This is a genomic window from Flavobacterium sp. MMLR14_040, from assembly GCF_033657265.1.
Taxonomy (GTDB): domain Bacteria; phylum Bacteroidota; class Bacteroidia; order Flavobacteriales; family Flavobacteriaceae; genus Flavobacterium.
Genome location: NZ_JAWVWO010000007.1, coordinates 174,511 through 200,855, shown reverse-complemented (window position 1 = coordinate 200,855; position 26,345 = coordinate 174,511). Strand labels below are relative to the sequence as shown.

Genomic DNA, 26,345 nt, shown 5'->3' with positions numbered 1-26,345 from the left:
TTTTAAAAGATTTTACATCCTGTTTTTTAATGAAACAAATAAATTGTATAAGTTTTGCGTTAAATTATGTAAGATTTTATATTCATAAATTTAAGAAATTTGTTTCAATTAAAACAAAAAAGAAGTAAAATCTTATATTTTTTTTAAATCTATTTTATTACAGCCTTATTTTTTAATTTTTAAACTCCCAAATACCATGAAAAAAAATCATTACATTTTTGCTATCCTTGCGGGTGCATTATTGGCTCTTACAAGTTGTTCAAGCGATGACAAAATTCCAGATACTGATCCGGGTACAATTACAAATCCGGTAGAAACAGAAACACCTAATACAACTTATGCCCCTGCATTTACAGGTCAGACCCGTATAAATGGCGTACAGACAAATACTCCATATGAAGGAAAAGTGATTACAACAAACTTAACTGCTCCATGGGGTGTAAAAAGCCTTCCTGATGGCAGATTATTAATTACTGAAAAAGGAGGAACCTTTCGAATTGTAACTAAAGAAGGAGCAGTTAGTGCCGCAATTATCGGGGCTCCGGCTGTAAATCCTGCAGGGCAGGGCGGACTTTTAGGTTTAGTGCTCGATCCTGATTTTACTACAAACAGAATGATTTACTGGGTTTTCTCGGAAGCAGTAACAGGCGGAAATCAAACATCAGTGGCCAAAGGAAGATTAGCAAATGACGAAAAAACAATAGAAGGCGCAACAGTAATTTATCGTGCCAATCCTGCAAATCCAAGTACACTTCATTATGGAGGAAGAATTCTTTTTGATAAAACAGCAAATCTTGTTGTAAGTACAGGAGAACGTTCTGTTCTTGAAACCAGACCATTGGCTCAATCGGTAAACGGAGGACTTGGTAAAGTTATTAGAATAACCAAAGATGGTCAGGCAGCATCAGGCAATCCAACTTTTAGCCAAAGCGGTGCATTACCAGAATTATATTCTATCGGACACAGAAATCCACAAGGCTTAGCACTTCACCCGGTTACAGGAGACATTTGGGAAAGCGAGCACGGACCACGGGGAGGTGACGAGATTAATCGCCTTAAAGGAGGAGCCAATTATGGATGGCCAACAATAACATACGGAATTGAATATAGCGGTGAAAAAATTGGAGCCGGAATTCAAAAACAAGATGGTTTAGAACAGCCGGTTTATTACTGGGATCCTGTTGTGTCGCCAAGTGGTATGACTTTTTACACAGGAAACCGTGTACCAGAATGGGAAAACAATTTGTTTATCGGTTCATTAAGTGCAACACATATTATTCGTCTTGCCATTAGAGATAATAAAGTAATTGGCGAAGAAAGATTACTTGCCAGCGAAGGTCAAAGATTTAGAGATGTTACACAAGGAAGTGACGGAGCTTTATATGCCGTTACGGACGGTGGAAGACTCTATAAAATTGATAAAAAATAGTTCGGAAGATTCACGATTTTTTTTAAATAAACATGACCGAAGGTGCAGTAATGCACCTTTTTTTTATTTAATTCATTAACGAAAGATGTTAACATTGTATTAGTTAACTTACTGCATTTTAGTTTTTTAGATGTAATATTTTGTAAAAACTAAAAATAATTATGTAAGAAATTAATGTAATCAAAGTCTAAATTTGAAACAATTAGTTATCAATATAAAAACCGTATTATTATGAAAACACTTATCAAATCCAAAGTTGCCTTACTTGTTGTTTTAGCAGGACTTGCATTTTCATGTAAAAAGACAGACACTGTCCCGGCAGATTCAACGTACGATTCAACCGATACTACAGTTGATAGTATCAATGCCGCCGCAGTAGATACTACAATGGTACCTGCTGATACAACAGCTGTAAAAGACACGACAGCAACTACAACTCCGAAATAGGAAAACAGCAAATAGATTAATAAATCTATGTATTGATTCAATTTATTTATAATGTTAGTTATTGATTCAGAGAAACCTGCAGTATTTATTTATTGCAGGTTTTGTTAAATTAAAAGCACTTGTGTCAGGTGTTTAAATTTTGAGAAGGTTTTTTATACTAATGAAAATCAAACAAAAATGAATGAAACGCACTCTATACAACTAAAAGTAAATGGCAAGGATTATCATTTAGATCTTTTACCGTGGACTTCTTTGCTTGATACCCTGAGGGAAGAAATTCATCTTACGGGAACAAAAAAAGGATGTGATCACGGACAATGCGGAGCCTGTACAGTTATTGTCGATGGCAAACGAATCTTAAGCTGTCTGACATTATCAGTAATGAAAGACGGATCGGAAATTACTACAATCGAAGGAATTGCAGATGGCGAAAACCTGCATCCCATACAAAAAGCTTTTATAGAACACGATGCCTTTCAATGCGGGTATTGTACACCGGGACAAATTTGCAGTGCAGTCGGAATGTTAAAAGAAGGCAAGGCAAATACAAGAGAAGAAGTAAAAGAATTAATGAGCGGAAATCTCTGTAGATGTGGTGCTAATAAAGGCATAATCGAAGCAATAATGCAAGTAAAGGAAGGAGGTTATCATGAATAATTTTTCTTATACAAAAGTAAAAAACACCGAACAGGCCATTTCTCAGCTTAACGGAGATATTCGGAACAAAATAGTGGCCGGAGGAACCAATATCAACGACCTTCTAAAATACTTTATCACCAAAGCCGATAAACTTGTTGATATCAATTCAATTTCAGAAAATAAATCCATACAGCGTCTCGACAATGGCGGAGTAAGACTTGGAGCACTACACACCAATGCCGATACCGCTTACGACCCGATAATTGAAGAACGTTACCCTTTATTATCAAAAGCCATACTCGCAGGAGCTTCGGCACAAATACGAAATATGGCAACCAATGGCGGCAACCTTTTACAGCGAACCAGATGTTATTATTTTTATGATATTAATACACCTTGCAACAAACGCGACCCTGGTTCAGGATGTTCAGCAATAAAGGGATACAATCGTATTCACGCTATTTTGGGACAAAGTGAAAATTGCATTGCCGTTTTTCCATCAGATATGTGTGTGGCTTTGGCGGCTTTAAATGCGACTGTAAACATTTCGGGACCAGAGGGAGATCGTGTTTTGGCTTTCGCCGAATTTCATAGACTGCCCGGAGACACGCCAAATATCGACAATAACCTCAAACATGGCGAAGTCATTACAAGCATAGACCTTCCCGAAAAAGGTTTTCCTGAAAATTATTCCTATCTCAAATTAAGAGACAGAAGTTCTTATGCCTTTGCACTGGTATCTGTAGCCACAGCTTTTGATCTTCAAAATAATAAAATCAAAGAAGCCAGAATTGCACTTGGCGGAGTGGCACACAAACCGTGGCGTGTTATCGAAGCCGAAGATTTTTTAAAAGATAAAGAGCCTACCAACGAAAATTTTTCGGCTGCAGCCAAAATTATATTGCAGGGCGCAAAAGGTTACGAACATAACGAGTTCAAAATCGAATTAGCAAAACGAGCCATTATACGCAATTGCTTTATGGCGCTAAATCCGGAAACGCAACGTCCGGGCGCAAAACCATCTTTATAATTTTATAATTAAAAATTGAGAATTAAAAATTAAAAATTGATTCTTTGATATTCTAAGCTATGTTTATTTAAACAAGTGAAACGCCTTTTTCAGCAAAAGAAATTCTATGTTTCGATGTGTTTAAAAATAAGCGCATTAAAATTAAATCAATTTAAAAAATTGAAACCATGACAAAATTACCCTCAATAGGAAAACCAATAAGCCGTTTAGAAGGTCGCCTGAAAGTTACAGGAACCGCAAAATATGCAGGAGAATATGAAGCGCCAAATTTATTATACGGTTATGTTGTAAACAGTACCATTACAAAAGGTAAAGTAACGGTTATTGATACCTCAGAAGCAAAAGCTTTAGAGGGCGTGATTGAAGTTTTTACCCACGAAAACAGACCATCAACGGCTTGGTTTGATTTTCAATATGCAGACATGGATGCGCCACCTGGAATGGTGTTTAAACCTTTAAAAGATAACGAAATCAAATATAACGGCCAGCCCATTGCACTTGTAGTTGCCGAAACTTTTGAAATGGCCAGATATGCGGCCACAAAAGTAAAAATTGCATACAAACAAGAGCAGTTTGAAACCAATCTTGAAATCAATAAAAATAAAGCAAGAGAACCTAAAAAAGGTCTTGCGTCTCTGTTAAAACCGCCTCCGCCAAAGCCAAAAGGCAACTTTGACGAAGTCTGGCACAATTCTTTTGCTCAAATTTCGAGTGAATTTAAACACGGAACAGAGCATCATAATCCAATGGAAATGTTTGCCACCACCGTTATTTACGAAGGGAAAGACAAACTAAAAATATTCGATAAAACACAGGGAACCATAAATTCGCAAATGTATGTAGCAAACGTTTTTGGTTTAAAAATGAAAAACGTTCAGGTCATTGCGCCGTATGTTGGTGGTGCTTTTGGTTCCGGACTTCGACCACAATACCAGCTTTTTATGGCGGTTATGGCTTCACTTCAGCTAAAGCGAAATGTTCGTGTAACTTTAAGCCGCGCCCAAATGTATACCTTCGGACACAGACCGCCAACTTTGCAATACACTAAATTTGGTGCCGATAAAAATGGAAAACTAAACGCTATATACCACAAGGCGATAGGGGAAACTTCTCAGTTTGAAGATTATGTAGAAACCGTTGTAAATTGGGCAAACATGCTTTATCCTGCCGAAAATACACTGCTTGAACATAAATTAGTTCCGCTTGATCTTTATACCGCGCTTGATATGCGTGCGCCAGGTGGAAGCACAGGAATGCATGCTGTCGAAATTACGATGGATGAACTTGCCTATCAATTAAAAATAGATCCGCTTGAATTGCGTTTGATTAACTATTCTGATATTGACAAAAGCACAGACAAAGAATATTCAAGTAAAGAACTCAGAGAATGTTATTTAAAGGGAGCAGAAAAATTTGGCTGGAGCCAAAGAAATCCAGAACCTGCAAGCATGAAACGAGGCCATAAATATGTAGGTTACGGAATGGCAACCGGAATTTGGGAAGCCAGCAGAATTTTGGCACGAGCCCAGGCCATTATGAAAAGTGATGGTAAAGTAGAAATAAAGAGTGCCGTAACCGATATTGGTACAGGAACTTTAACGGTAATGACGCAAATTGCTGCCGATGAATTAGGACTTCCAATTGAAGATGTTACTTTTTCATATGCCGATAGTAAAATGCCTTTTGCGCCCATACAAGGTGGCTCTTTTACCGTTGCAACCGTTGGTCCGGCTGTAAAAGCAGCTTGTAAGGCATTGAATAAAAAACTTTTTGATCAGGCAAAAAATCTTGAAAATTCTATTTTAAGTGAAGCCAAATTTGAAGATGTAACTTTTAATGATGGTTTTATCATTCACAAAAACAATCCTGATTTTATAATTGGTGTAAGCGAAATTTTTGAAGCCAACGGAAATAAAGAAATCAAAACAACCAATTCGTCGATGCCAAATCCTTTAAAATCAGGTAAAAAAGCAAAAGCTGTGCATAGTGCCGTTTTTGTTGAGGTAGAAGTCGATCAGGAATTAGGAGTTATAGAAGTAAAAAGAGCTGTTACGGCGGTCGCAGCCGGAAAAATTATAAATCCGAAAACGGCAGAAAGTCAAATTTTGGGCGGAATGATTTGGGGTATCAGCAAAGCACTTCATGAAGAAACTATTACCGATCATTATTTTGGAAAATATATGAACGCCAATTTAGCAGAATATCATATTCCCGTTCATGCTGATATTCATGATTTGGATGTAATTTTTATTGATGAAAAAGATGATATTGTAAACGATCTGGGCGTAAAAGGTGTTGGTGAAATTGGTATTGTTGGTATGGCGCCCGCAATTTCAAATGCCATTTTTCATGCCACCGGAAAACGTATCTATGATTTGCCTATTCACTTTGATAAATTGCTTTGATAAATTGAATATTCAGTTTATTCATGTGTAGTCCCTACGGGACACTATTTTTGGGGTCTATATTATTTTTTCTACCAATATATAATCTCTCCGAGATATTCTTTTTGAGTTTAAATATTGATTCAAGAGTTTTTAAAATAATCCTTTAGAATCAATTTCAAAGGCTTTCAAAAAATAATCCGTTAGGATTTACATATTGGTAGAAATATAAGACCATTAGATAAAATATCCCGTAGGGATTACACGTTACGGCAAGTTAATTACCAAAAAAAATAATCCGTTAGGATTTACATATTGGTAAAAAAACATATAGACCAACCAGATAAAATATCCCGTAGGGATTACACGGCATAGTCAAGCTAATTTGAAATTGTTAAACGACCAGCCTTGATTACTTTAAAAAATACAAAATTTAAACTATAAAAAAAATGAATCCATCAACCCGAAAAACAATATTCACAATACTATTCTTTATGGCACTAATTACAGCACACGCACAGGAAAAAGTAAATACCGAAAAATGCCGTTATATAAAAACAGCTTACGGTTATTTAATGGTTTTAAGAGAAGGCGATGACGTTTTGGCTAATATTGAAAATTTAGCCAGGGAAAAACAAATTCCCTCGGCCAACTTTACCGGAATTGGTTTTGCAAGCGAAGCCACTTTTGGCTTTTATGATTTTAATGCAAAGAAATTCAATCCCAAAACCTTCAATAAAGTCGAAATGGGAAGTATAACCGGATCAATCGCCTGGAAAGAAGGAAAGCCATCCATTCATGTTCACGGCGTAGCAACCGATGATAAATTTGATGCTTACGGCGGACATATTCTGGCTTTAAAAGTAGGAACAGGCTCTATGGAAATTTATATTACCGTTCATAACGAAAAATTAGAACGTAAACTCGAACAGCCTTTAGGAGCCAATGTTTTACAATTAAATTGTAATCAATAATTAATTGAATACCTTAAAATTATTCTGTTAAATATTTAGCAAATACTGCTCAATTCTTCAATTAGTCTATTATATTGATAGGGTTTAAAAAGTTTTACGTTTTTATGCATTCAAATTCAAATTATCTCTTTAAATTTGCCGCAGCAATGAAAAACAAGATCCAGAATTTTAGCCATTATAGCCATAACATGATGATGTGTTGTGATGCTGTTATGCAATAAAATGTCTGGCTTATATAAAAAATAATATGATTTATTACAAAAGCCTTTCATAATCATTGAAAGGTTTTTTTGTTTTAAAAAATACAAATAAATTTTACCGCAAAGCTCGCAAAGTTTTTTTTGAATATGCTAAGTTTTGTAAATGACAAAGTTCGCAAAGCTTTGTATTGATTAAGCTTTGCGAACTTTTTTTCGAAAGATAATATATAAAATAAACTCTTAGTGTTCTTTGCGGTAAAAAGACACTTACGATGCAAAATTAATTTGAATTAAAATAATGATTGAATTAAAAAATGTTACCAAAACGTTTCATCAGAAAAACAGAATTGTTACTGCTTTGGCTGATGTTTCACTTAAAGTTCCGCCAGGAAAAATATTTGGTGTAATAGGTACTTCGGGAGCAGGAAAAAGCACATTGATTCGATGTGTAAATTTACTGGAAAGACCAACTTCGGGAGAAATTATCGTCGACGGAAAATCGCTGATGCAATTATCCAATTCTCAATTGGCAATTGAAAGAAGACAAATCGGAATGATTTTTCAGCACTTCAATTTACTTTCATCAAGAACCGTTTTCGAAAATGTTGCTTTTCCGTTAGAATTAGTCGGAACTTCAAAAGCAGCTATTGAAACCCGCGTTCTTGAATTATTGCAATTGGTAGGTTTAAGAGAAAAAGCAAACGACTATCCGGCAAGTCTTTCCGGAGGACAAAAACAAAGAGTGGCCATTGCCAGAACTTTGGCAAATAACCCAAAAGTACTTTTGTGCGACGAAGCGACAAGTGCACTGGATCCTGCAACGACAAGATCAATTTTAGAATTGTTAAAAGACATTAACCGTCGTTTAAACATTACCGTTTTACTCATTACACACCAAATGGAAGTGGTAAAATCGATTTGCGATGAGGTTGCCGTAATTAGTCATGGAGAATTGATAGAGCAGGGAAGTGTAGGTGAAATTTTTGCTGATCCGAAACATGAATTAACAAAAGAGTTTATCGCTTCTTCTTTACATCTTGACGTTCCGTCTGTTTATCAGGACAAACTTCAAAAAGAAGACAATGGAACTTTAAATCCATTGTTGCGACTTGAAATGACCGGAAAATCGGTAAACGAACCTGTTATTTCAGAAGTTTCAAGATTATTTGATACTGATTTCAAAATCATTTCTGCACAAATGGATCAGGCCGGCGAAGTTAATTTTGGCGTGATGCTGATCGAATTATCCGGTAAACGCGAAAATTACAAAGCGGCAATCGATTATTTTATTTCAAAACATATTAAAACAGAAATCATAGGTTATGTCTGAAGCAATTATTGAATTATTAGTAAAAGGAACCTGGGAAACCATCGTTATGACTTTTGTGTCAGGCTTTTTTGGTTTTGCGTTAGGACTTCCAACCGGGATTTTACTTTTCCTTACCCGAAAAAATCAAATTCTGGATCAGCCCGTTTTAAACAGAAGTTTGTCTGTTTTGGTTAATATTTTCCGTTCTATTCCATTCATTATATTAATCGTCTGGATGATTCCGTTTACAAGAGCACTTGTAGGAACTTCCATTGGCGTAAGTGCGGCACTAGTTCCGTTAAGTATTGGCGCAGCGCCATTTATTGCCCGTCTTGTAGAAAATAGTTTACTGGGCTTACCATCAGGATTAATAGAAGCAGCAAGAGCATTGGGCGCAACGCCTTTTCAAATTGTGTACAAAGTATTGCTTCCCGAAGCATTGCCATCGTTAATAAATGCAGCATCCATTACCTTAATTACACTTGTTGGATATTCTGCAATGGGTGGAGCAGTTGGAGCAGGCGGTTTAGGGCAGGTTGGTTATCAATACGGATATATTGGTTATGATGCCGTAACGATGAATTCGGTATTGGCATTGCTGGTACTTTTGGTATTCCTGATTCAGTTTGTGGGCGATACGCTATCAAAACGCTTTGATCATAGATAGATAAAGTTGCCACAAAGGCTCAAAGGCGCAAAGTTTTTTTGTTCAATCTTGTCATTTCGACGAAGGAGAAATCTCCGCAAGTAACTCCGCAATAGAAGACAATCTTTGTCGAGCTTCTCGCGGAGATTTCTCCTAAATCTGCGTAAAAAACTTAGTGTCTTTGCGACTTTGTGGCAAATTCTACAATACATAAATATTAATTATAAAAATAAAAAACATGATTACTAAAAATAATTTTTTTAAAACAATCGCCATTTTAACCTTATCACTTTCATTGGTTAATTGCGGTAAATCAAAAAATAACGATCCGCATTTTATAAAAGTTGGTGTTGCAACCGGACCAGAATATAAAGTTGCTGAAGAAGCCAAAAAAGTAGCCAAAGAAAAATACGGACTTGAAGTAGAATTGGTTTCTTTTAACGATTACGTTATTCCAAACGAAGCTTTAAGCCAGGGCGATATCGATGCCAATGCTTTTCAGCATAAACCTTATTTAGATGAACAATCAAAACAAAGAGGTTACAAACTGGCGATAATCGGAAAAACATTTATTTACCCGATTGCAGCTTATTCTAAAAAAATAAAAAACCTTTCTGAGCTTAAAAACGAAAGCACCATCATTATTCCGAATGATCCAACAAATGGCGGACGTTCTTTATTGCTTTTGCAGAAAAACGGTTTGTTGAAACTTCGCGATGGTGTTGGTTTGCTTCCAAAAGTAACAGACATTACAGAAAATCCTAAAAACCTGAAAATATTAGAATTAGAAGCACCACAATTGCCAAGAGCTTTAGATGACGAAAATGTAACGATTGCCATTATCAACAATACTTTTGCATCTCAGGCAGGTTTAGTTCCGGCAAATGATGCTTTGTTTGTTGAAGACAAAGATTCGCCTTATGTAAATCTTGTTGTAAGCAGAGAAGACAATAAAAACGAGGAAAAAGTAAAGCAATTTTTAAAAGCTTTTCAATCTGTTGAAGTTGAAAAAGCAGCTGTTCGCGAATTTAAGGGCGGAGCTGTAAAAGGGTGGTAATATAATTTCATCAAATTTCTAAATAAGGAAGCGCTAATCTTTTGGTTTAGCGCTTTTTCTTTTTATAAATGCTATATTTGACAATCAAATTATGGAATAAAAAATGTTTCAAAATAGTATATTTGTACAAGTCAAAAAAAAATAATAGAAACAAAAAAATGACCTCAGATTTAAATTCTTCATTGTCCTTAGATTTTTTAAATACGCTTAAAACACAAACAGCCATTGCACATAAAAGACTGGAGCATTTACCGGTTTCTTCTTCTATTCTTTCACCGGAAATGAAAACAGAAGATTACGCCTATTATTTAAAATTGATGTACGACGTTCATTATGATGTAGAAGAAAATATTTTTCCGTTGCTTTCAGGCAATATTCATGATTTAACAGAAAGAAAAAAGAAGCATTTAATAGAAGAAGATCTTGCTTTTTTAAATTATAACAAACCCGTGGCAAGTCCTGTTTTTAATACTGAAAATATAACAATACCCTTTACATTGGGCATTTTATATGTGGTTGAAGGTTCTTCTTTAGGAGGTCGGTTTATATTGAAAAATATAGAAACAATAAAAGGACTTGATGAAGGTAAAGGAGTTTCGTATTTTACAGGATATGGCAACAAAACGGGAAGTCATTGGAAATCGTTCTTGAATGCATTAACCGAATATCAGGAAAAAAATAATTGTGAAGATGAAATAATTAAAGGAGCAATTTATGCTTTTGATTGTATTTATGACCATTTTGTGAAGAAAGAGAGAAATGAAAATTAGAGATATCGTAAATAAAGATATTGTTACGTTAACAAACTGCGAGCATGAACCCATACATATTCCGGGAAGTATTCAGCAACATGGTTTTTTAATTGGCGTTACTACAGATTGGAAAATAGATTATTGTACCGAAAATATTTCAGCCTTTGTTAATTTGGTTTATAAAGATATAATCGGCAAAGATTTTTGTGCCACTTTCGGAATTCAGGCAAAAGAAGAAATTGTTAACTATATCAATAGTGACAAAAAACAACTGATTTTTCCGCTTGAAATTGAGTTTTTGGGAAAACCATTTCAATTGAGCATTCACAAAAGTCATGATATTTACGTTCTTGAAGCCGAACCGCATTTTGGAGGCAAAGAGAAAACTGCTGAACTATATACTCAAATGGTTCAGTTTATAACCGACATGAACAGCACAAATAGTTTGAAGGACTTATGTGCACTTGTAGCAAAAGGAACACGAGAAATAACCGGCTACGATCGTGTTATGATCTACCGTTTTGATGCCGATTATAATGGCGAAGTTTATGCTGAAAATTGCAGGCAAGATTTAGAGTCATTTTTAGGATTACATTATCCGCACACAGATATTCCTGCGCAGGCGAGAGAATTGTATATGAAAAATCAGCTGCGATTGATAGCTGATATGAATTACAAACCGGTTCCGATTTTTACAATTGATGATACGGAAAATAAAAACCTCGATTTGAGTCTTTCCATTTTAAGAAGCACATCGCCAATTCATGTCGAATATCTTAAAAACATGGGAGTGGGCGCTACACTAACGATTTCTCTTATTCATCATGACAGATTATGGGGATTAATTGCATGCCATCATTATTCGGCAAAAAATATTTCTCCCGAAATAAGGCTTGCAGCAAAACTTCAGGGACAATTTATTAGTTCTCAAATCGATTTGCGACAATCTACAGATGAATATCAAATTGCGCGCAAAACATCTTTGGCACTCGAACATCTTACAGGTTTAGATCTGCCTTTGGACCCACTATCATTTGCAACTATTTGTGCCGATCCTGAGTTATTAAATCTTTGTAATGCAACCGGTGTTTCTATTTGCGTTGGAGACAAAATATATAAACACGGTGTTACGCCATCTGATGATCAGATTGAGCGAATCAATATAAAAATTAATTATTTTGCTAAAGAAGGAATATTCACTACCAACAAACTAACAGATTATTTTCCGGAATTTAATGATAATCCCGATGTTGCCGGAATTATTTACCATTCTTTAGGAAATGACAATAGTATTGTATGGTACAGATCCGAAACTATATCTGAAATAAATTGGGGAGGTGATCCGGAAAAAGCCATTATAAAAGACAAGAATGGGCTTCATCCCAGAAATTCGTTCAATATCTGGAAACAAATTGTTAAAAACCAAAGCAGTAGCTGGCTTCATCCCGAAATAAATGCAGCAGCAAGTTACGCGCACGTACTTCACAATCAGATTATTTTATTGATGCTGAGTGAGGAAGAGGAGAAATATAGAAGTCAGAGCGAAGTTTTAAAAGAAACAAACTCAGAACTTGAAAATATCAACTGGATTAGTACGCACGATTTACAGGAACCTTTGCGAAAAATTCAGCTTATTATTTCTAAGTTACTTCTCGAAATTGACAAAGTTCCGCCTCAATCTGTTTATGATTCTTTACAGCGTGTATCAAATTCCGCAAACAGAATGCAGGTTTTGTTACAGGATATTCTAAAATATACCCGTGTAAAATATACCAAAGACGCGCTTCAGAAAATTGATTTAAACCATATCATGGAGGTTACTCTTGATGAAATGAAGGAAGTATTTGCTGAAAGTGGTGGTGTAATTGAATATGAAGAGCTGCCTGAAATTTATGGAATTCATTTTTTGATGAAACAGCTGTTTTCTAATATCCTGCAAAATTCATTAAAATACGCATCTTCAGACAGATTACCTGTAATTAAAGTAACAGCTTCACAAAAACCTGAACCTTATCATTTTTCGAATCATATTTATTGTCATTGGGTTACTTTTACAGACAATGGAATTGGTTTTGAACAAGAATATGCAGCTTCTATTTTTAAAATATTTACACGATTACATCCACAAGAAAAATACAGTGGCTCGGGAGTTGGTTTGGCATTGAGCAAAAAAATAATGCAAACATGCGGAGGAACAATTCGCGCTGAATCTAAACCAAATGAAGGCACAGCCATCACGATTTATTTTCCTTGCGATCATTTAAATTCGTTGGTGTAAATTAAGCTAAATACTAGTAAAAAATAAAGCTCCGTTTTTTGGAGCTTTATTTTTTTGATTTTGTAAAAGTAATTCTCAAATAATTAATTAACCTTTTTTACCGCCGGTAAGCTATAAGTACCATCCAATACAGCTGTTGATGCACCATACATTCTCATGGTAAGATTAAAACTGCCTGCCGGAGCCGGTAACCAATTCGATTCTTTGTCTTTTCCCGGATTATCTTTCTGAATATAAAGATCAATGGAGCCGTCAGTATTTTGTTTTAAACCATCTGTAGTACTGCCTATGGTGTATCGCTTAAAATCATTTTCGATAAAAAGCTCTTTTTCATCATACATGGCCATATTCCAAAACACCGATACGGGCGGAATTTCAGCTTTTTCAAAATGAAGCACATATTTATTTTTTCCTGATAAAGGCTGGTTTTCTTTATCTACTTTAGTATTTGGATAAAAAAGCTGTTCAGAAACATTGGCTCCTAATAAATATTTTGCAAATGCAGATCTAAGTGCAAAATCATAACCACCACGTCCACCGGCCATACTGTATCGCCAGCCGTTAATCGTTACAGCAGAATTTTGGTAAGCATCATCAATAATTTGTTCTGCTGCAGCAACTGATTTGGCGAGTCCTTTTTTAGTAGGTTCATCAAGAGTTTGCCATTCAAAACCTTTCGAAACGCTTAAACCAATTTGTTTGAAGGAACTGATCATAGAATCAGAATAATCTTCATTGGCAGAAAGAAATAATTTCATTGCAAAACCAAGATGTTCAAAACTTTGAATATTTTGGGGAGCTGAAGGAGTAAATTGCGTAAAAGAAAAAGTTTTTGGCATTTCGTATTTTAAACCATGTATCTGAAATACAGATAAAGGCATCATATGAAAACCTTTTTGAAGCTCGCGGGCATTGTTAAGATCAGTTTCTCCTTTTACAAATATTCGCATGGCAACGATGGCTAATTTTGTATTTACTTTTATTTCCTTCATGCCAAAGGGAATTTTTCCATTATAATCTGGACCGGTTATGATGAAAAGTCCGGTTTCTTTTCCTTTATAACCCCCAATATTATAGACAACTTCATCAAACATATTTCCAATTTGAACAATATACCAGCGATCTTCCTGCGTAGCCGGAATGTTTATTACAACAGGTTCTATAGAAAGATCGGCATTTCCATAACCGTCGATTGTTACATTATTTGGCGTAACGACATAACGGTCTGCAGCTGTCTTAAGTTTATCAAATTTATGCCAGTAATTCATATATCCTGCCCCGGCTTTTACACCATTATAAATTGTTGTGGCGTATTCTACGAGTGGACGCCCCCATAATAAAGCCTGTATTCCGGTGGCATAAGCTCGTTCTTCTTTAATTTGATCAGATGAAAGTTTTTTTTCCTGAGCTAAAATTGGTGTACCAAAATTCAATATGATAAAAAAGAAAGGTACTAAAACGGGTATTTTACAAATTTTCATATTTAATAAGGTTTTGATTTATAGGTATTAAGAGGATTTTTTTTATGTTGAATAAAATTATGAGTTTATTATTTTTCCTACTCTTTATTCTTAAGAAGACAGGTTTCAAATTATAACATGCAACCAAAAACCAGCTTAGTCTGTATTTTTTTACTAGTGATCCATTTCAGAAAAGACATAAAAAAAATCCACTTCAAACGAAATGGATTTTTATATTTAAAATCAATATCTTATTTATTTATAGAATCTATAATTTTTTCACGATGGCTAAGCCCCCAGTTTACAAGTGTTTCCGTTACGGGTAAAACAGATTTTCCATATTCTGTAATGGCGTAAGCAACCGTAATGGGTTTGGTTTCCTGTATCGTTCTGCTAACGAGTAAATTAGTTTCCAGTTCTTTGAGTTCCTTGCTTAGCATTTTAGCAGAAATACCGTCAATTTCACGCTGCATTTTTTTAAAATGAATAACCTTATCCGTTCTGTTTGTCAGGAAACGTAAAATCATCAGTTTCCATTTGCCGCCCAAAACATCAAGACTATCGCGCATTGCCATTAATTCTTCTGAGCAATTTTCTTCCCGAACTATTCCGTTATCATTGATTTTTGCCATACTAGTTTCTCTTTGGTAACCGGTTACCTTGTGTTAACCCATAACAAAAATAAGGTATTAGCGCTGTATTTTTGTATAATAAAACAATAAATATGAAAGCAATAGTATATAAAAATGCTGCATTTATTTTGGAAGAAGCAGCTACTCCGATACCACTGGAAAATCAAATTCAGGTAAAAATTATCGCTTCTGGTTTTAATCCGATAGATTATCAGATGACAGAAGACGGCTCTGAAAAAAAGTATTTGCATTCGCCAATTCTTGGCCGGGAATTCTCCGGAATTGTAACAGCAATTGGAAAAAAAGTTACTGGTTTTAAAATAGGAGATGCGGTTTTTTGCGGATCAGGAAGTATGGGATCTAATGGAACTTATGCCGAATTTATCTGTATTCCTGAAGAAATTGCAGTGCATTTGCCAAAAAATATTTCTTTTGAAGAAGCTGCCGGAATTCCTTCCTCCGGACTTACGGCGCTGCAATGTTTTAATAGAATGCAGGCATCAAAAACAGATTCAATTTTGATTGCCGGAGCAGCCGGCGGAGTAGGTAATTTGTTGGTTAAATTGTTGATTGCAAACGGTTATCATAATTTTATTGTAACAGCAGGAAACGATCAAAGTATTGCTTCATTACTAGAAATGGGCGTAAACCCAAGTCAAATTATAAATTACAAAATTGATCCAATAGAGGAAACAGCACTTGTATTAAATGCAGCTAAAAAATTTGAATTTGTAATTGATTTAGTTGGAAATGCAATCTCGGATATCGTTGCAAAACTTTTAAAAACTAACGGAACTTATGTGGATGTTACCGCACTCTCGACCCAAAATTCCCGCGAAATACTTTTTGGAAAAGGAGCCACAATACTAAATATTTCAAATTATGCATACGGTCTTGAAAGGCGATATGATTATTATAAAAATGGGCTGGAGCAGCTGGCAGATTTATTAGAAAAGGAATTAATTAAACCTCCCGTAATTAATATAATTGGTGCATTAGAAGTTGCGACTATTAAAAAAGCACATCAAATGCTTCGGGAGAATAAAACTGAAGGTAAGAAATTAATAATGAAGATAAATTAAACAAAATTCAGATAATAAAAAATGACGCTGTTGGGCGTCATTTTCTTGGTTGTAACATTATTGGTTTCAGACTATATCCTTTAAAAGATTTTTAAGTTCGTTAAAATTGTTAGGTTTAGTCCAATAATCTTCTGCTCCAAGTACTTTGGGATAAGTAATGGGTGCTGGTCCGGTCGAAAATAAAATAACGGGTATGTTTTTTATTGATTCCGTTTTTTTAATTTCAGCCAAAAGCTCGATGCCCGTCATTAAGGGCATGTTAATATCCAAAAAAATTATGTCAGGTTTGATTTCTCTGCTTATTAATTTTTGCAAAGCTTCTACAGGATTATGTAAAGCCATATATACGGCATTGGATACAGATTCCAAAGCTTGTTGAAAAAATTCGCAATCATCAAAATCATCATCGATTTGCAAAATAGTTTTATATTTCATTTATAAAATGTTTGGTTGGCTTTTCTATTCTTAAGTAATTAATAATATAAGATTACGACCGTTTCTTAAAAGTATAGGGATAAAAAAAACTTGTATATAACAAGCTTTCTGTGTTTAAATATCATTGTTAGCAATATCCACGTAGTTCATGGAGTATCGTCTTCTTGCCATTAAATCTTTTAAATAATTTTTTATCATTTTACGTATTTATTAGAATAATCTGATTTTGAACTTTTAATCAATTCATATATTATTATCTATAGAATTGTTTTTCTAATAATGGATAGTTTATAAAAATAATCCGACAGTCTAAGACGGTTTTATATAATTTTTTTATTTTGTTATATAATTCTCATGTTTGCAATTTGGAATAATTGAAAAAAAGAAATGCAAATTATTTAAAAAGCCTCGCCAATACGGAAATAAATTCCCCAATCTCCTTTTCCTATTGCTGCATCAAGTCCGACATTAAATTTCTCTGTTTTAAAAGCTCTGTATCTGTAACCTACACCGGCGCCGGGATATAAATTCCAATCGAAATCTTCCGTATCAGAGCCATAAATTGTAGCAACCCCTGCAAAACCTACGAGTCCCATTTTTTTATTAAAATTGTAGCGATATTCACTTTGTAAAGCTATAAGTCCGTCGCCACGATATTTTCCTTCCGAATATCCTCTAATGTCCTCACCGCCAATAGTAACTTGTTGTTCAAAAGCAATATTTCCTAATCCGAATTTTCCCGAAAAACGCGCGGCAAGTACATCAGTTCCACTTCGCATTGGAAAATATTTATTGTATTCAGATAATATTTTATTGGCATTCACATCATTTCCAAACCATTGAGGATAAGTAATCCACCGCAATCTTATTTTATCGCCTTTGGTAGGATAATAAACGGCATTGCGGGTATCGTATAAAGTAATCAATTGTAAACCATTGGTATGAGTAATAGAAGCCGGTTGTACGTCATCTTCATATTTGGTGTTATAATGCGCGTATGAATAGCCGATTCCGAGGTATAATGATTTTATTATTTTACGCTGAAGACTCGTGTTTACGATTGTTGTTTTGGTTCCGTAATCATAAAAATCGGGTGCTTCGAGATCATCCATATAAAATTGTGAATTATGATCGCCTGTCATAAAAAATAATTGCGCACGCCATTTGTCTTCTTTAAAATACAATTTATTGAACAAGCATATAAAATAGGATTTATTGGTGGTATAAACTGCAGACAATCCTGAGAGTGATTTGGGAGAAATAGTATCTGTTTTATCTATTTTGTACATCATCATCGGGATTGCTCCAAGCATAAAATCAAGCGTTCTGTTATAGTTGATGTACGGCATTACATTAAAATCAATGTTTTTGACGGGAGCAGGAGTTGCCGCAGTATCTATTGGTTTGGTTTGTGCAATTGCCAATAAACAAAACAGGAAAAGTAGTAGTGTAAATGAAATTCTTTGCATTTGAGATATTTAGAAAGTTAATAGCTAAATCGCAAATTGATTTTTAATTTCATCTAAATTAAAGCCATTTTCCTTTTTTCAATAGTAGAAATTGATATAATGCGTTTCATTTTATAATATGCAACGCATTAAATAACTTTCAAAATGGATTAAAAAACTTTAAGTCGTTTTATAAATTTGGCGGAGTGTTAATCGTTACAACTTTTTCAAAACGACCATGATGACTAATCGAAACATCCTGAAATGTATTTAAAGCACTATTTAGCAAGTACGGAATACCGTTATTGTCTTTATAAATTTCTTTTCTTTCAATTTCGGTGACATTGTTCAAATCATGTAAATGGTGCGTTGCAATACTATGAATGATGTCCTGAGATAAAGTTGTTTTTGTAAAATAGGTATTTTCACAACAAATAACCTGACCAAAAACAGCATTCTTCTGTTGTGATAGTATCTTGCAAACCAGTTTTTTGGGAATGTATTCTCTAATTTTTGTCTGCCTGTTATACACTTTATAAGCAGCTTCTTTCATGCTCCATAACATCCAAACCATAATTTCAGGTTCTGGATTATGGATTATAAGTAACTGCTCATCAATTGTAAAAAGCTTTTGAATAAAGCCTTTGCGTTGCCAGTTGCTTTCATGACGTGATTGTAATATGTCTATCACATCATTACCAATCATTTTGCGGCAAGTTTAGTTTCTATGATTTCTACGGCCGTTTTTACATCAAGCATGCGTTCCATATCTGTATTGTCGATTACTACATCAAAGGCTTCTTCAATGTCTAGTACAATATCCACAAGGTTGGCCGAATTAATATTGAGATCATTAATAAAATCAGTTTTCTCTGTAAGGTTATCATAAGCCTCTGTATTTGTGGTGTATGGCTTTATAATTTCTTTTAGTTTTGCAATAAGTTCTTCTTTATTCATGATTGGTAGATTAATTTTCAAATTTCTTAAATAGTACACAGGCATTTACATCTCCAAAACCAAAACTGGCCTTAGCAATTATAGTAAGCTCTGTATTTATCGTTTTCAAAGGTATTTTTGATGCATCAATAAGCGCTGTAATTTCGGGATGTAAATCTTCGCAATTGGTATTTCCAAACAAAAAACCTTCGTAAAGCTGTAAAACTGTTGCCACACTTTCGATACTTCCGGCGGCGCTCAGGCAATGTCCCGTCATGCTTTTCAGCGAGTTTACATACGGAAAGTTATTTCCGTTTCGGTTTAATGCTTTTGTCCAGTTTTCGATTTCCAGACTATCTTTTGTTGTGGCTGTAAGATGTCCGTTTATGGCATCAATATCATTTGCCGAAATTCCGGAATTCGTAATTGCACTTGTAATGCATCGCTGTACGGCGTCACTGTTTGGTGCGGTCATGCTCCCGTTGCCTCTTTGTCCGCCAGAGTTTACATTGCCGCCTAATATTTCGGCATAAATAGTGGCGCCACGTTGTAAGGCACTTTCCAGATCTTCTATAACCAATGCTCCGGCTCCGCTGCCGGGAACAAAACCTGCTGCTGTGGCACTCATTGGGCGGGAACCTTCTTCGGGATTATCATTAAATTTGGAACTGCATACTCTTAAAGCATCAAATCCGCCCCAAATATAAGGGCCACTATCGCCCGTACTGCCTGCTAATATGCGTTTTGCCTGTCCGGATCGAATACGATCATACGCCATTATAATTGCTTCAGTACCCGTTGAGCAGGCCGATGAATTTGTAGTAACCTGATTTCCAAGTCCGAGTTTACCGCCAAGATAAGCACTAACACCGCTATTCATCGTTTGAGCCACAACAGTACTTCCTAATCTTCGGGTTTGCAGTTCGTCTATTTTATAAATGCTTTCGCGAAATTTATCAATTCCCGAAGTTCCCGAGCCAAAAATAGTTCCGTTATCCCAATCGGGTTCATTGTTGTTTTCTATAGGTAATCCGGCATTTTTCCAGGCTTCTATGCCTGCAATAACGCCGTATAAAATCCCTGTACTATTAAATCCGCGTAGTTCAAGCTCAGTAAAATACTGTGATTTCAGTTCATCAGTGATTTCCGGTTTACCCGCTATTTGGCAGGAAAACAGCAGCTCCTGCAATTGAGTATCGTGTTTTATGCCCGAAATACCATTTTTTAGCGCATTAGTAAATGCAGGAATTCCAACCCCGTTTGGAGCCGCTACACCCAGGCCTGTTATTACAACTCGTTTACTCATAATTTTGTAGTAATCATTCCGGCCACAATGCCTTTGCAGACTTCGAGTCCGGCTTCGTTTTTCATCACAACATCACATTTAAGTTTACCAAACCTAAAGAATGTTTTTTGAGAAGTTACAGTTACTTTTTCATTAGGATAAACAGGTTTTAAAAACTGCATATCTGCTGATGTAAAAGCAACTACAGTATCTTTTTTCAAGTCATCCTTTAATAAATAAATTCCAAGGCAAACCATACCAATCTGCGCCATAGTTTCGGTTAAAATAACGCCCGGAGTTACAGGATTATCTTTAAAATGACCTTTGTAAAAATCTAAATCTTCTCTAAAAGTAAATGTTCCCGTTGCGCCATTTTCATCAACATGAAGCAATTCATCTACAAATAAAAACGGTTCGCTGTAGGGCAGTTGTGCTATAATATTGTTAAGTTCCATAATTGTTTTTCCTAAATAATTACCATTGCAATAAAACACGCTGCGCCGAAAATCCGGGACCAAAACTAAGCATCAATCCTTTTTCTCCCGCTTGCGGTTTATTATCCAGAATACGCTCTAAAACATACAACACGGTTGCGCTGGACATGTTCCCGTATTGTTTAAGGACTTCTTTTGTATCGTCAATATTTTTGCCTAATCCCGAAAAAAGTGCCTCTACGGTTGTTACTATTTTTTTGCCTCCGGGATGAAATATCATATGATTCAGATCTTTAATTTCTAAATTGTTTTTTTTCAGAAATGGATGAATGATATCGTCAAAATGAGAAGCAATTGTGTCCGGAACTTCAATATCCAAAACCATTTGCAAACCGCCGTTGGTCAGTTTAAAACCCATCATATGTTCGGCATCATAAAAATGATACATTTCTTCGGCCAGTATTTCCGGGCCGTTATCTTCTTCATAAGAGGACAAAAGACAGCAAGCCGCTCCATCACCAAAAATAGCGGCACTTACAATATTCGGCATCGAAAAATCATCGAGCTGAAATGTCGCTGTAGGCGACTCGACCGCGATTACTGCAGCACGTTTTCCGGGATTGGCTTTCAGGAAATTTTTAGCATAAATTATTCCGGATATACCTGCAGCACAGCCCATTTCTGTAACCGGCAATCGTACAATATCCTGTTTCAGTTTCATTTTATTGATAAGATAAGCATCCAGCGACGGAATCATGATTCCGGTACAGCTTACCGTGATAATATAATCGAGAGATTGTGGTTCCCAGCCGGCTTTTTCGAGTGCTTTTTCTAAAACCTGTTCGCCCAAAATAATAACCTCGCGACTGTAAATATCATTTTTATCTTCAAAAGATGTCGCCGTAAAAACTTCAACAGGATCCATTATCGAATAACGTTTGTCTACAGCGGCGGCTTCAAATATTTTTTTAACTTTTTTTATAAAACGCTCTTCCTGTCCAGCAAGCCATCCATCCAAATACGGAAGTATATCGGCTGTTGTTCTTGAATATTGTGGGAGTTGTTTTGCAACAGTAACTATTTTTACACTCATATTTTAGTAATTATCCATTGGTAGCGAAAAGCCCATTTCCAACGTATGGTATAGTTTTTTAAACTTAGTTTTTTGGAGAATTCCTCCAGTTCATTTTTTTTAAATCCTCTTAAAATAGAAACCAGACCATCTTCGCGGGACATTCTTTCTAAATTAAATACAGAACAAATTATTTCAAAAAGCCTGTAAGCTAATTTACTGCGGTGCAAATCGTTTATCACAACACCAACGGCAGCATTCTTATTAAAGATAGTAATAATATTTAATATTTGTTCATTAGAAAAATGATGAAGTGTAAGCGTGCACAAAAGAATATCGTACTGAAGAGCTGCAAAATCTTCACTAAAAATATCAATACATTTATATCCAATATTGGGGTATAAAGTTGATAGTTTTTTGGCGTAATTGATAGTAAAAGCATTTGCATCTACGCCAATAAGTTTAAAATTGATATTATTTTTTTGTCCGTAATTGGATAACATTCGCAGCATATCACCATTGCCACAGCCAATATCTGCGATCGTTATGGTTTTTGAAGTATTGGCTTTTTTTAATAATTTCTTTACGCCGTTAAGCGTGAGATTATTTCCTCCCAGCAATTGGTTTATACGCGCAATTTGATCTAGTGCGGCCGTCAGCTCATTGCCCTGAAGCGAAAAATCGTCCATTATTTCGGCTTCCTGTGTTCTATATTTGGTATTGATGCTCATTGTTCGACTGCTATAGGTTTGCCATGCGTTTGTTTTATTATTGCAGATAATAGTGCAGGCATTGAAGCTACTATTGCAACAAACACATTGGTGATTGTTTTGTAGGTTAAAGTTTTTGCCAAAAAACGGCCCATAAGCAGTCTTTTTGCAAAATTCTTATTCCATTCTTTGCTGTATTTTTTTTCTAATAATTCACGTGATGTTATCTTTCCATTATGATAATCAAGCACTAATTCTGAAGCTATTTTAGCGCTGTGTATTGCCATAGCCATGCCATTCCCACACATCGGGTGAATAAGACCCGCCGTATCGCCAATCATTAAAATATGATTTTCTACGGGCAGTTTTTTATCAAAAGAGATTTGACTTATCGTTAATGGTTTGTCAAAAACGGGATTACTGTTTTCAAAAACCTTTTTAAGATGTTTGTTTTTATAAAGTACATTTTGCTGGTAATCGTCTGTATTTTTATATTTTTTAAAAGTGGCATAATCAGCAAGGTAACAAATGTTTATAACGTTGTTTTCTACTTTTGAAACTCCGCAATAACCGCCTTTAAAATTGTGTAAGCCCACAACATCATCTGGGAAATCTCCCGAAAAATGCGCTTTAACGGCTAGCCAGGGCGATTTTTTACTAATAAAATCGCGAGATAAAACCTGATCCAAATTAGAACGTTTTCCAAAAGCGCCCAATACTGTTTTTGATACTAAAACCTGATTTTGAGTTGTAACAGTAAACGTATTATTGTTGAAAGAAACATCAGTAACTGTTTCATTGATAAGGGTACAGCCGTTTTCTAATGCTTTTTGATAGAGAAAATTGTCGAGTGCAAAACGACTTACGCCAAATCCGCCCAATGGAAGTTTTGTTTTTGCCATTTTACCATTTTGTGTAGTAAACTCAAATTTAGAAATATTGGTTGGCTTCAATTGTAAAACATCAGCACCAAGCCATAGAAGGTAAGGCAGAATTTCATTAGAAATATATTCTCCACAAACTTTATGACGCGGATAATCGGATTTTTCGATAAGCGTTACTTTCAATCCTTTTTTAGACAGATGCAAAGCTCCTGTCAAGCCCGCAAGGCCGCCTCCAATAATTACTACATCCGGATTCGTTTTCATATATCCAATTTAGCAAAAAAATCTTAGAGAGACTAATGATTTTTTATTATAAATAGGTTAATTTGCTAATGAAATGAAGCGCTTTTAAATTAATTTAGAAGTCTGTAACTCTTTTATTAAAGCATTAAATTATTCAGTTTTGAAATTACCATTATCCTATTATCTCAATCCCGATGTGCTTTTTTTAGCCAAGGATTTGCTTGGGAAAGTGCTCTATACGCAAGTTGATGGACAAATAACCGCAGGAATTATCGTTGAAACGGAAGCTTATTTTGGCGAAATAGACAAAGCTTCTCACGCTTATGGCGGCCGACGCACGAAACGAACCGAAATCATGTACAGTGAAGGCGGGGTTTCGTATGTGTATTTATGTTACGGAATTCATCATCTTTTTAATATTGTAACTTCTGTAAATGGAGAACCTCATGCGGTTTTAATTCGGGCAATTGAACCCTTAATTGGTCAGGAAATTATGGAATTGAGACGGAAAATGCCGGCTTCTAAAAGCGCTATTTCATCTGGTCCGGGTTCTGCGGCGAAGGCTTTGGGAATTGATAATTCTTTCAATAAAAAAGATTTAGGCGGCGAAGAAATTTGGGTAGAAGATCATGGTATTCAATATCCTGATGATGCTATTGTGGCTGGTCCGCGCGTAGGTGTTGCCTATGCAGAGGAAGATGCTTTTTTGCCCTGGAGATTTTTTGTAAAAGGAAATAAATACGTTAGCAAACCCAATAAAATCTAATTAAATAGATAGAAACATTGATTTATATTTTTTATTAAAAAATTTTCGAATAAATTTCTGTTCTTTGCAACTTAGCATTTACTAAAGAAATGGTTAAAGCTGTCTTAAGCGATCAGCTTTAGAAGGCAATATTATTCTGAACATTGAGTTTAGAATAATTATCATATTTACGTTATGGACAACAAAAAGTTTATATTAAGTTTAAAAAAGGGTAATGAGGTTTCTTTCAAGGAAGCTTACTTGAAATACTACGATAAACTGATAAGCATTGCCAGACGTTTTAATTTTACGGTTCTTACCCCGCAGGATTTTGTTCAGGAAACTTTTTTAAGATTATATAATAAAAGAGAATTACTCAATGAAGATGTTTTATTTGATAAACAACTGTTTGTAATCTGCAAAAACATCATTATCAATCATCTTAACAGAGAAAATAAAATAATTCAGTTTGATCCTTCGCAATTTGAAATTGCAGAAGAAGATACTGATACAGGAATTTTTGAAGAAAGAAGCGAAAAATTATATAATTTCATTAATCAGCTTCCGGAACAGCAACAAAAAATATTTACTTTACATAAACTGGAAAACCTTAGCTATAAGGAGATTGCAGCGATGACGGATCTTTCTGAAAAGACCATAGCCAATCATATTTATCTCGCCAGTAAATTTATTAGAAAAAAAATCGAAAACCATTAGGAACTTTTATGTTCTCGTTTGTTATATATAAAAACGGAAACATAAGAAATGGAAATTGAGGCTTATAAAACAGATGTTACAACAAGGGAAGAGGCAAGGTTTATTGTAGCACTTCTTCAATTTGTTATTTCTGATTGTATCATGAATTTTGATTTGGAAGATTCAAATCATATTCTAAGAATCGAAACCAACAGAGATATTAAAGAAATGGTGTATGGTGTTTTTAATAAGCAGGGATTTTATTGTCAGAAACTTTAACGCTCAAAGACATGGATGAGAAAAAAATAGAAGAAGAATTAAAAAAAATCTGGGACGAAACTCCCAATTTACATTCTGATGCTGAAAAGGAGGCTTCGTGGGAGAGTTTTCAATCTAAAGCCTTTGCTCCAAAAAAGAAGGATTTTAAAATTTGGCGTTATGCAGCAGCAGCGGCAGTTATAATTTTCATGCTTATCGGGACCGGAATTTATTTTAACAGAAGTCCGTTGCAGGAAAATGTTTATGCGTCTTCGAATGTAATTGAAAATACGACTTCAAAAATAAAAACCGTTTTTTTGCCGGATAGTTCAAAAGTAGAATTAAGCCCAAATTCTAAAATTGTATATGCCAATAATTTTGCAGACAACAGAAAAATTGAAATTCACGGAGAAGCTTATTTTAAAGTAAAAAAAGATAAAAAACATCCTTTTCAGGTTTTTTGTAATGAAACCACAACTACTGTTTTGGGAACTTCTTTTACTGTAAAAGAATATACTCAAAAAGGAGCCATTATAGCACTTTATGAAGGAAGCGTTCAGATGAATGTAAAAGGTCAGGATAAAAAATGGATACTGGAACCGGGCGACAAATTTACGTACGGAAACGAAATAGCAGCCGTAGCTGAGTTTGACAGGTTTATTGATTTTGACAACGAAAAATTAACCGCATTAGGTACTTATATTGAGGAGAATTACGGTTATAAAGTGGCGATTCCGCAGGAATATTACAACCAGCGAATTACAGTGAGAATAAACAAAAAAGAGGATTTAAAAACAATTGTTCAATTAATATCAGAAATGTATAACCTAAACTTCGAAGTAAATGACGAATTAAAAGAAATTACTTTTCAATAGAAAAG

The 26,345-nt window shown here is 35.0% G+C and carries 27 protein-coding genes; 16 read left to right on the top strand and 11 right to left on the bottom strand.

All coding sequences use genetic code 11. The features are described from left to right. Nucleotides 1-196: 196 nt before the first annotated feature. The 11 genes from SD960_RS11925 (at nt 197) to SD960_RS11875 (ending at nt 13,145) form a co-directional block, all read left to right on the top strand. A complete protein-coding gene (locus SD960_RS11925) occupies nt 197-1,429 on the top strand; it encodes a PQQ-dependent sugar dehydrogenase (protein WP_318803333.1) in 1,233 nt (410 codons plus the stop codon). Between the two features lie 231 nt (nt 1,430-1,660). Beyond that, nucleotides 1,661-1,876 carry a hypothetical protein gene (locus SD960_RS11920; RefSeq protein ID WP_318803332.1) on the top strand — a complete coding sequence of 72 codons (216 nt, stop codon included), beginning with the start codon at nt 1,661-1,663 and terminating at the stop codon, nt 1,874-1,876. Nucleotides 1,877-2,053: 177 nt separating this feature from the next. Then, nucleotides 2,054-2,533, top strand: a complete 480-nt coding sequence (locus SD960_RS11915; RefSeq protein ID WP_318803331.1) for a (2Fe-2S)-binding protein — start codon at nt 2,054-2,056, stop codon at nt 2,531-2,533. Next, nucleotides 2,526-3,545, top strand: a complete 1,020-nt coding sequence (locus SD960_RS11910; RefSeq protein ID WP_318803330.1) for a xanthine dehydrogenase family protein subunit M — start codon at nt 2,526-2,528, stop codon at nt 3,543-3,545. The genes SD960_RS11915 and SD960_RS11910 overlap by 8 nt, the downstream gene beginning before the upstream one ends. A gap of 167 nt (nt 3,546-3,712) precedes the next feature. After that, on the top strand, nt 3,713-5,950 hold the full coding sequence (locus SD960_RS11905) for a xanthine dehydrogenase family protein molybdopterin-binding subunit (RefSeq protein ID WP_318803329.1): 2,238 nt from the start codon (nt 3,713-3,715) through the stop codon (nt 5,948-5,950). 428 nt (nt 5,951-6,378) lie between these two features. Then, on the top strand, nt 6,379-6,903 hold the full coding sequence (locus SD960_RS11900; RefSeq protein ID WP_318803328.1) for a PPC domain-containing DNA-binding protein: 525 nt from the start codon (nt 6,379-6,381) through the stop codon (nt 6,901-6,903). Nucleotides 6,904-7,401: 498 nt separating this feature from the next. Then, entirely contained in the window at nt 7,402-8,433 is a 1,032-nt protein-coding gene (gene metN, locus SD960_RS11895; protein WP_073398152.1) for a methionine ABC transporter ATP-binding protein MetN, read from the top strand. Then, nucleotides 8,426-9,079 (top strand): methionine ABC transporter permease MetI, encoded by a 654-nt coding sequence (gene metI / locus SD960_RS11890; RefSeq protein ID WP_318803326.1) that lies wholly within the window; start codon nt 8,426-8,428, stop codon nt 9,077-9,079. The genes metN and metI overlap by 8 nt, the downstream gene beginning before the upstream one ends. Nucleotides 9,080-9,296: 217 nt before the next feature. Further along, nucleotides 9,297-10,115, top strand: a complete 819-nt coding sequence (metQ, locus tag SD960_RS11885) for a methionine ABC transporter substrate-binding lipoprotein MetQ (protein WP_318803325.1) — start codon at nt 9,297-9,299, stop codon at nt 10,113-10,115. A gap of 158 nt (nt 10,116-10,273) precedes the next feature. After that, nucleotides 10,274-10,885: a biliverdin-producing heme oxygenase gene (locus SD960_RS11880; protein ID WP_318803324.1), complete on the top strand. Its 612-nt coding sequence runs from the start codon at nt 10,274-10,276 to the stop codon at nt 10,883-10,885. Beyond that, nucleotides 10,875-13,145 (top strand): ATP-binding protein, encoded by a 2,271-nt coding sequence (locus tag SD960_RS11875; protein WP_318803323.1) that lies wholly within the window; start codon nt 10,875-10,877, stop codon nt 13,143-13,145. The genes SD960_RS11880 and SD960_RS11875 overlap by 11 nt, the downstream gene beginning before the upstream one ends. A gap of 83 nt (nt 13,146-13,228) precedes the next feature. Here the strand turns inward: SD960_RS11875 and SD960_RS11870 are convergent, their stop codons facing one another. Together SD960_RS11870 and SD960_RS11865 are read right to left on the bottom strand one after the other, a co-directional pair. Continuing rightward, a complete protein-coding gene (locus SD960_RS11870; protein WP_318803322.1) occupies nt 13,229-14,626 on the bottom strand; it encodes a DUF1254 domain-containing protein in 1,398 nt (465 codons plus the stop codon). Between the two features lie 230 nt (nt 14,627-14,856). Next, entirely contained in the window at nt 14,857-15,237 is a 381-nt protein-coding gene (locus SD960_RS11865; protein WP_318803321.1) for a helix-turn-helix domain-containing protein, read from the bottom strand. Nucleotides 15,238-15,329: 92 nt separating this feature from the next. Between SD960_RS11865 and SD960_RS11860 the strand changes: the two genes are divergently transcribed. After that, complete coding sequence (locus tag SD960_RS11860) at nt 15,330-16,319, top strand: NADP-dependent oxidoreductase (protein WP_318803320.1); 990 nt, start codon at nt 15,330-15,332, stop codon at nt 16,317-16,319. A 66-nt stretch (nt 16,320-16,385) separates the two neighbouring features. Here the strand turns inward: SD960_RS11860 and SD960_RS11855 are convergent, their stop codons facing one another. The 9 genes from SD960_RS11855 to SD960_RS11815 form a co-directional block, all read right to left on the bottom strand. Then, nucleotides 16,386-16,754: a response regulator gene (locus SD960_RS11855; protein WP_318803319.1), complete on the bottom strand. Its 369-nt coding sequence runs from the start codon at nt 16,752-16,754 to the stop codon at nt 16,386-16,388. A gap of 398 nt (nt 16,755-17,152) precedes the next feature. Further along, on the bottom strand, nt 17,153-18,223 hold the full coding sequence (locus SD960_RS11850) for a BamA/TamA family outer membrane protein (protein ID WP_318803318.1): 1,071 nt from the start codon (nt 18,221-18,223) through the stop codon (nt 17,153-17,155). Between the two features lie 169 nt (nt 18,224-18,392). Continuing rightward, nucleotides 18,393-18,908, bottom strand: coding sequence for a 4'-phosphopantetheinyl transferase superfamily protein (locus SD960_RS11845; protein WP_318803317.1), 516 nt, complete (start codon nt 18,906-18,908; stop codon nt 18,393-18,395). Continuing rightward, on the bottom strand, nt 18,905-19,159 hold the full coding sequence (locus SD960_RS11840) for an acyl carrier protein (protein WP_042566812.1): 255 nt from the start codon (nt 19,157-19,159) through the stop codon (nt 18,905-18,907). Before SD960_RS11840 ends, SD960_RS11845 begins: the two co-directional genes overlap by 4 nt. A gap of 10 nt (nt 19,160-19,169) precedes the next feature. After that, nucleotides 19,170-20,444 (bottom strand): beta-ketoacyl-[acyl-carrier-protein] synthase family protein, encoded by a 1,275-nt coding sequence (locus SD960_RS11835; RefSeq protein WP_318803314.1) that lies wholly within the window; start codon nt 20,442-20,444, stop codon nt 19,170-19,172. Next, nucleotides 20,441-20,878, bottom strand: a complete 438-nt coding sequence (locus tag SD960_RS11830; RefSeq protein ID WP_318803313.1) for a 3-hydroxyacyl-ACP dehydratase FabZ family protein — start codon at nt 20,876-20,878, stop codon at nt 20,441-20,443. Before SD960_RS11830 ends, SD960_RS11835 begins: the two co-directional genes overlap by 4 nt. A gap of 19 nt (nt 20,879-20,897) precedes the next feature. Next, nucleotides 20,898-21,950: a type III polyketide synthase gene (locus SD960_RS11825; RefSeq protein ID WP_318803311.1), complete on the bottom strand. Its 1,053-nt coding sequence runs from the start codon at nt 21,948-21,950 to the stop codon at nt 20,898-20,900. Next, nucleotides 21,947-22,660 carry a methyltransferase domain-containing protein gene (locus SD960_RS11820; protein ID WP_318803309.1) on the bottom strand — a complete coding sequence of 238 codons (714 nt, stop codon included), beginning with the start codon at nt 22,658-22,660 and terminating at the stop codon, nt 21,947-21,949. The genes SD960_RS11825 and SD960_RS11820 overlap by 4 nt, the downstream gene beginning before the upstream one ends. Continuing rightward, nucleotides 22,657-23,787, bottom strand: a complete 1,131-nt coding sequence (locus SD960_RS11815; protein ID WP_318803307.1) for an NAD(P)/FAD-dependent oxidoreductase — start codon at nt 23,785-23,787, stop codon at nt 22,657-22,659. Before SD960_RS11815 ends, SD960_RS11820 begins: the two co-directional genes overlap by 4 nt. 139 nt (nt 23,788-23,926) lie before the next feature. Between SD960_RS11815 and SD960_RS11810 the strand changes: the two genes are divergently transcribed. The 4 genes from SD960_RS11810 (at nt 23,927) to SD960_RS11795 (ending at nt 26,340) form a co-directional block, all read left to right on the top strand. Next, nucleotides 23,927-24,532 carry a DNA-3-methyladenine glycosylase gene (locus SD960_RS11810; RefSeq protein ID WP_318803306.1) on the top strand — a complete coding sequence of 202 codons (606 nt, stop codon included), beginning with the start codon at nt 23,927-23,929 and terminating at the stop codon, nt 24,530-24,532. 174 nt (nt 24,533-24,706) lie between these two features. Next, on the top strand, nt 24,707-25,228 hold the full coding sequence (locus SD960_RS11805) for an RNA polymerase sigma factor (protein ID WP_318803304.1): 522 nt from the start codon (nt 24,707-24,709) through the stop codon (nt 25,226-25,228). A gap of 48 nt (nt 25,229-25,276) precedes the next feature. Then, nucleotides 25,277-25,486, top strand: a complete 210-nt coding sequence (locus SD960_RS11800; RefSeq protein WP_042567195.1) for a hypothetical protein — start codon at nt 25,277-25,279, stop codon at nt 25,484-25,486. An 11-nt stretch (nt 25,487-25,497) separates the two neighbouring features. Further along, entirely contained in the window at nt 25,498-26,340 is an 843-nt protein-coding gene (locus tag SD960_RS11795; protein ID WP_318803301.1) for a FecR family protein, read from the top strand. The last annotated feature ends 5 nt before the right edge of the window (nt 26,341-26,345 follow it).

Coding starts and splice junctions, on each gene's coding strand:
- SD960_RS11925 (WP_318803333.1), top strand. CDS start 197: ATGAAAAAAAATCATTACATTTTTGCTATCCTTGCGGGTGCATTATTG.
- SD960_RS11920 (WP_318803332.1), top strand. CDS start 1,661: ATGAAAACACTTATCAAATCCAAAGTTGCCTTACTTGTTGTTTTAGCA.
- SD960_RS11915 (WP_318803331.1), top strand. CDS start 2,054: ATGAATGAAACGCACTCTATACAACTAAAAGTAAATGGCAAGGATTAT.
- SD960_RS11910 (WP_318803330.1), top strand. CDS start 2,526: ATGAATAATTTTTCTTATACAAAAGTAAAAAACACCGAACAGGCCATT.
- SD960_RS11905 (WP_318803329.1), top strand. CDS start 3,713: ATGACAAAATTACCCTCAATAGGAAAACCAATAAGCCGTTTAGAAGGT.
- SD960_RS11900 (WP_318803328.1), top strand. CDS start 6,379: ATGAATCCATCAACCCGAAAAACAATATTCACAATACTATTCTTTATG.
- metN (WP_073398152.1), top strand. CDS start 7,402: ATGATTGAATTAAAAAATGTTACCAAAACGTTTCATCAGAAAAACAGA.
- metI (WP_318803326.1), top strand. CDS start 8,426: ATGTCTGAAGCAATTATTGAATTATTAGTAAAAGGAACCTGGGAAACC.
- metQ (WP_318803325.1), top strand. CDS start 9,297: ATGATTACTAAAAATAATTTTTTTAAAACAATCGCCATTTTAACCTTA.
- SD960_RS11880 (WP_318803324.1), top strand. CDS start 10,274: ATGACCTCAGATTTAAATTCTTCATTGTCCTTAGATTTTTTAAATACG.
- SD960_RS11875 (WP_318803323.1), top strand. CDS start 10,875: ATGAAAATTAGAGATATCGTAAATAAAGATATTGTTACGTTAACAAAC.
- SD960_RS11870 (WP_318803322.1), bottom strand. CDS start 14,626: ATGAAAATTTGTAAAATACCCGTTTTAGTACCTTTCTTTTTTATCATA.
- SD960_RS11865 (WP_318803321.1), bottom strand. CDS start 15,237: ATGGCAAAAATCAATGATAACGGAATAGTTCGGGAAGAAAATTGCTCA.
- SD960_RS11860 (WP_318803320.1), top strand. CDS start 15,330: ATGAAAGCAATAGTATATAAAAATGCTGCATTTATTTTGGAAGAAGCA.
- SD960_RS11855 (WP_318803319.1), bottom strand. CDS start 16,754: ATGAAATATAAAACTATTTTGCAAATCGATGATGATTTTGATGATTGC.
- SD960_RS11850 (WP_318803318.1), bottom strand. CDS start 18,223: ATGCAAAGAATTTCATTTACACTACTACTTTTCCTGTTTTGTTTATTG.
- SD960_RS11845 (WP_318803317.1), bottom strand. CDS start 18,908: ATGATTGGTAATGATGTGATAGACATATTACAATCACGTCATGAAAGC.
- SD960_RS11840 (WP_042566812.1), bottom strand. CDS start 19,159: ATGAATAAAGAAGAACTTATTGCAAAACTAAAAGAAATTATAAAGCCA.
- SD960_RS11835 (WP_318803314.1), bottom strand. CDS start 20,444: ATGAGTAAACGAGTTGTAATAACAGGCCTGGGTGTAGCGGCTCCAAAC.
- SD960_RS11830 (WP_318803313.1), bottom strand. CDS start 20,878: ATGGAACTTAACAATATTATAGCACAACTGCCCTACAGCGAACCGTTT.
- SD960_RS11825 (WP_318803311.1), bottom strand. CDS start 21,950: ATGAGTGTAAAAATAGTTACTGTTGCAAAACAACTCCCACAATATTCA.
- SD960_RS11820 (WP_318803309.1), bottom strand. CDS start 22,660: ATGAGCATCAATACCAAATATAGAACACAGGAAGCCGAAATAATGGAC.
- SD960_RS11815 (WP_318803307.1), bottom strand. CDS start 23,787: ATGAAAACGAATCCGGATGTAGTAATTATTGGAGGCGGCCTTGCGGGC.
- SD960_RS11805 (WP_318803304.1), top strand. CDS start 24,707: ATGGACAACAAAAAGTTTATATTAAGTTTAAAAAAGGGTAATGAGGTT.
- SD960_RS11800 (WP_042567195.1), top strand. CDS start 25,277: ATGGAAATTGAGGCTTATAAAACAGATGTTACAACAAGGGAAGAGGCA.
- SD960_RS11795 (WP_318803301.1), top strand. CDS start 25,498: ATGGATGAGAAAAAAATAGAAGAAGAATTAAAAAAAATCTGGGACGAA.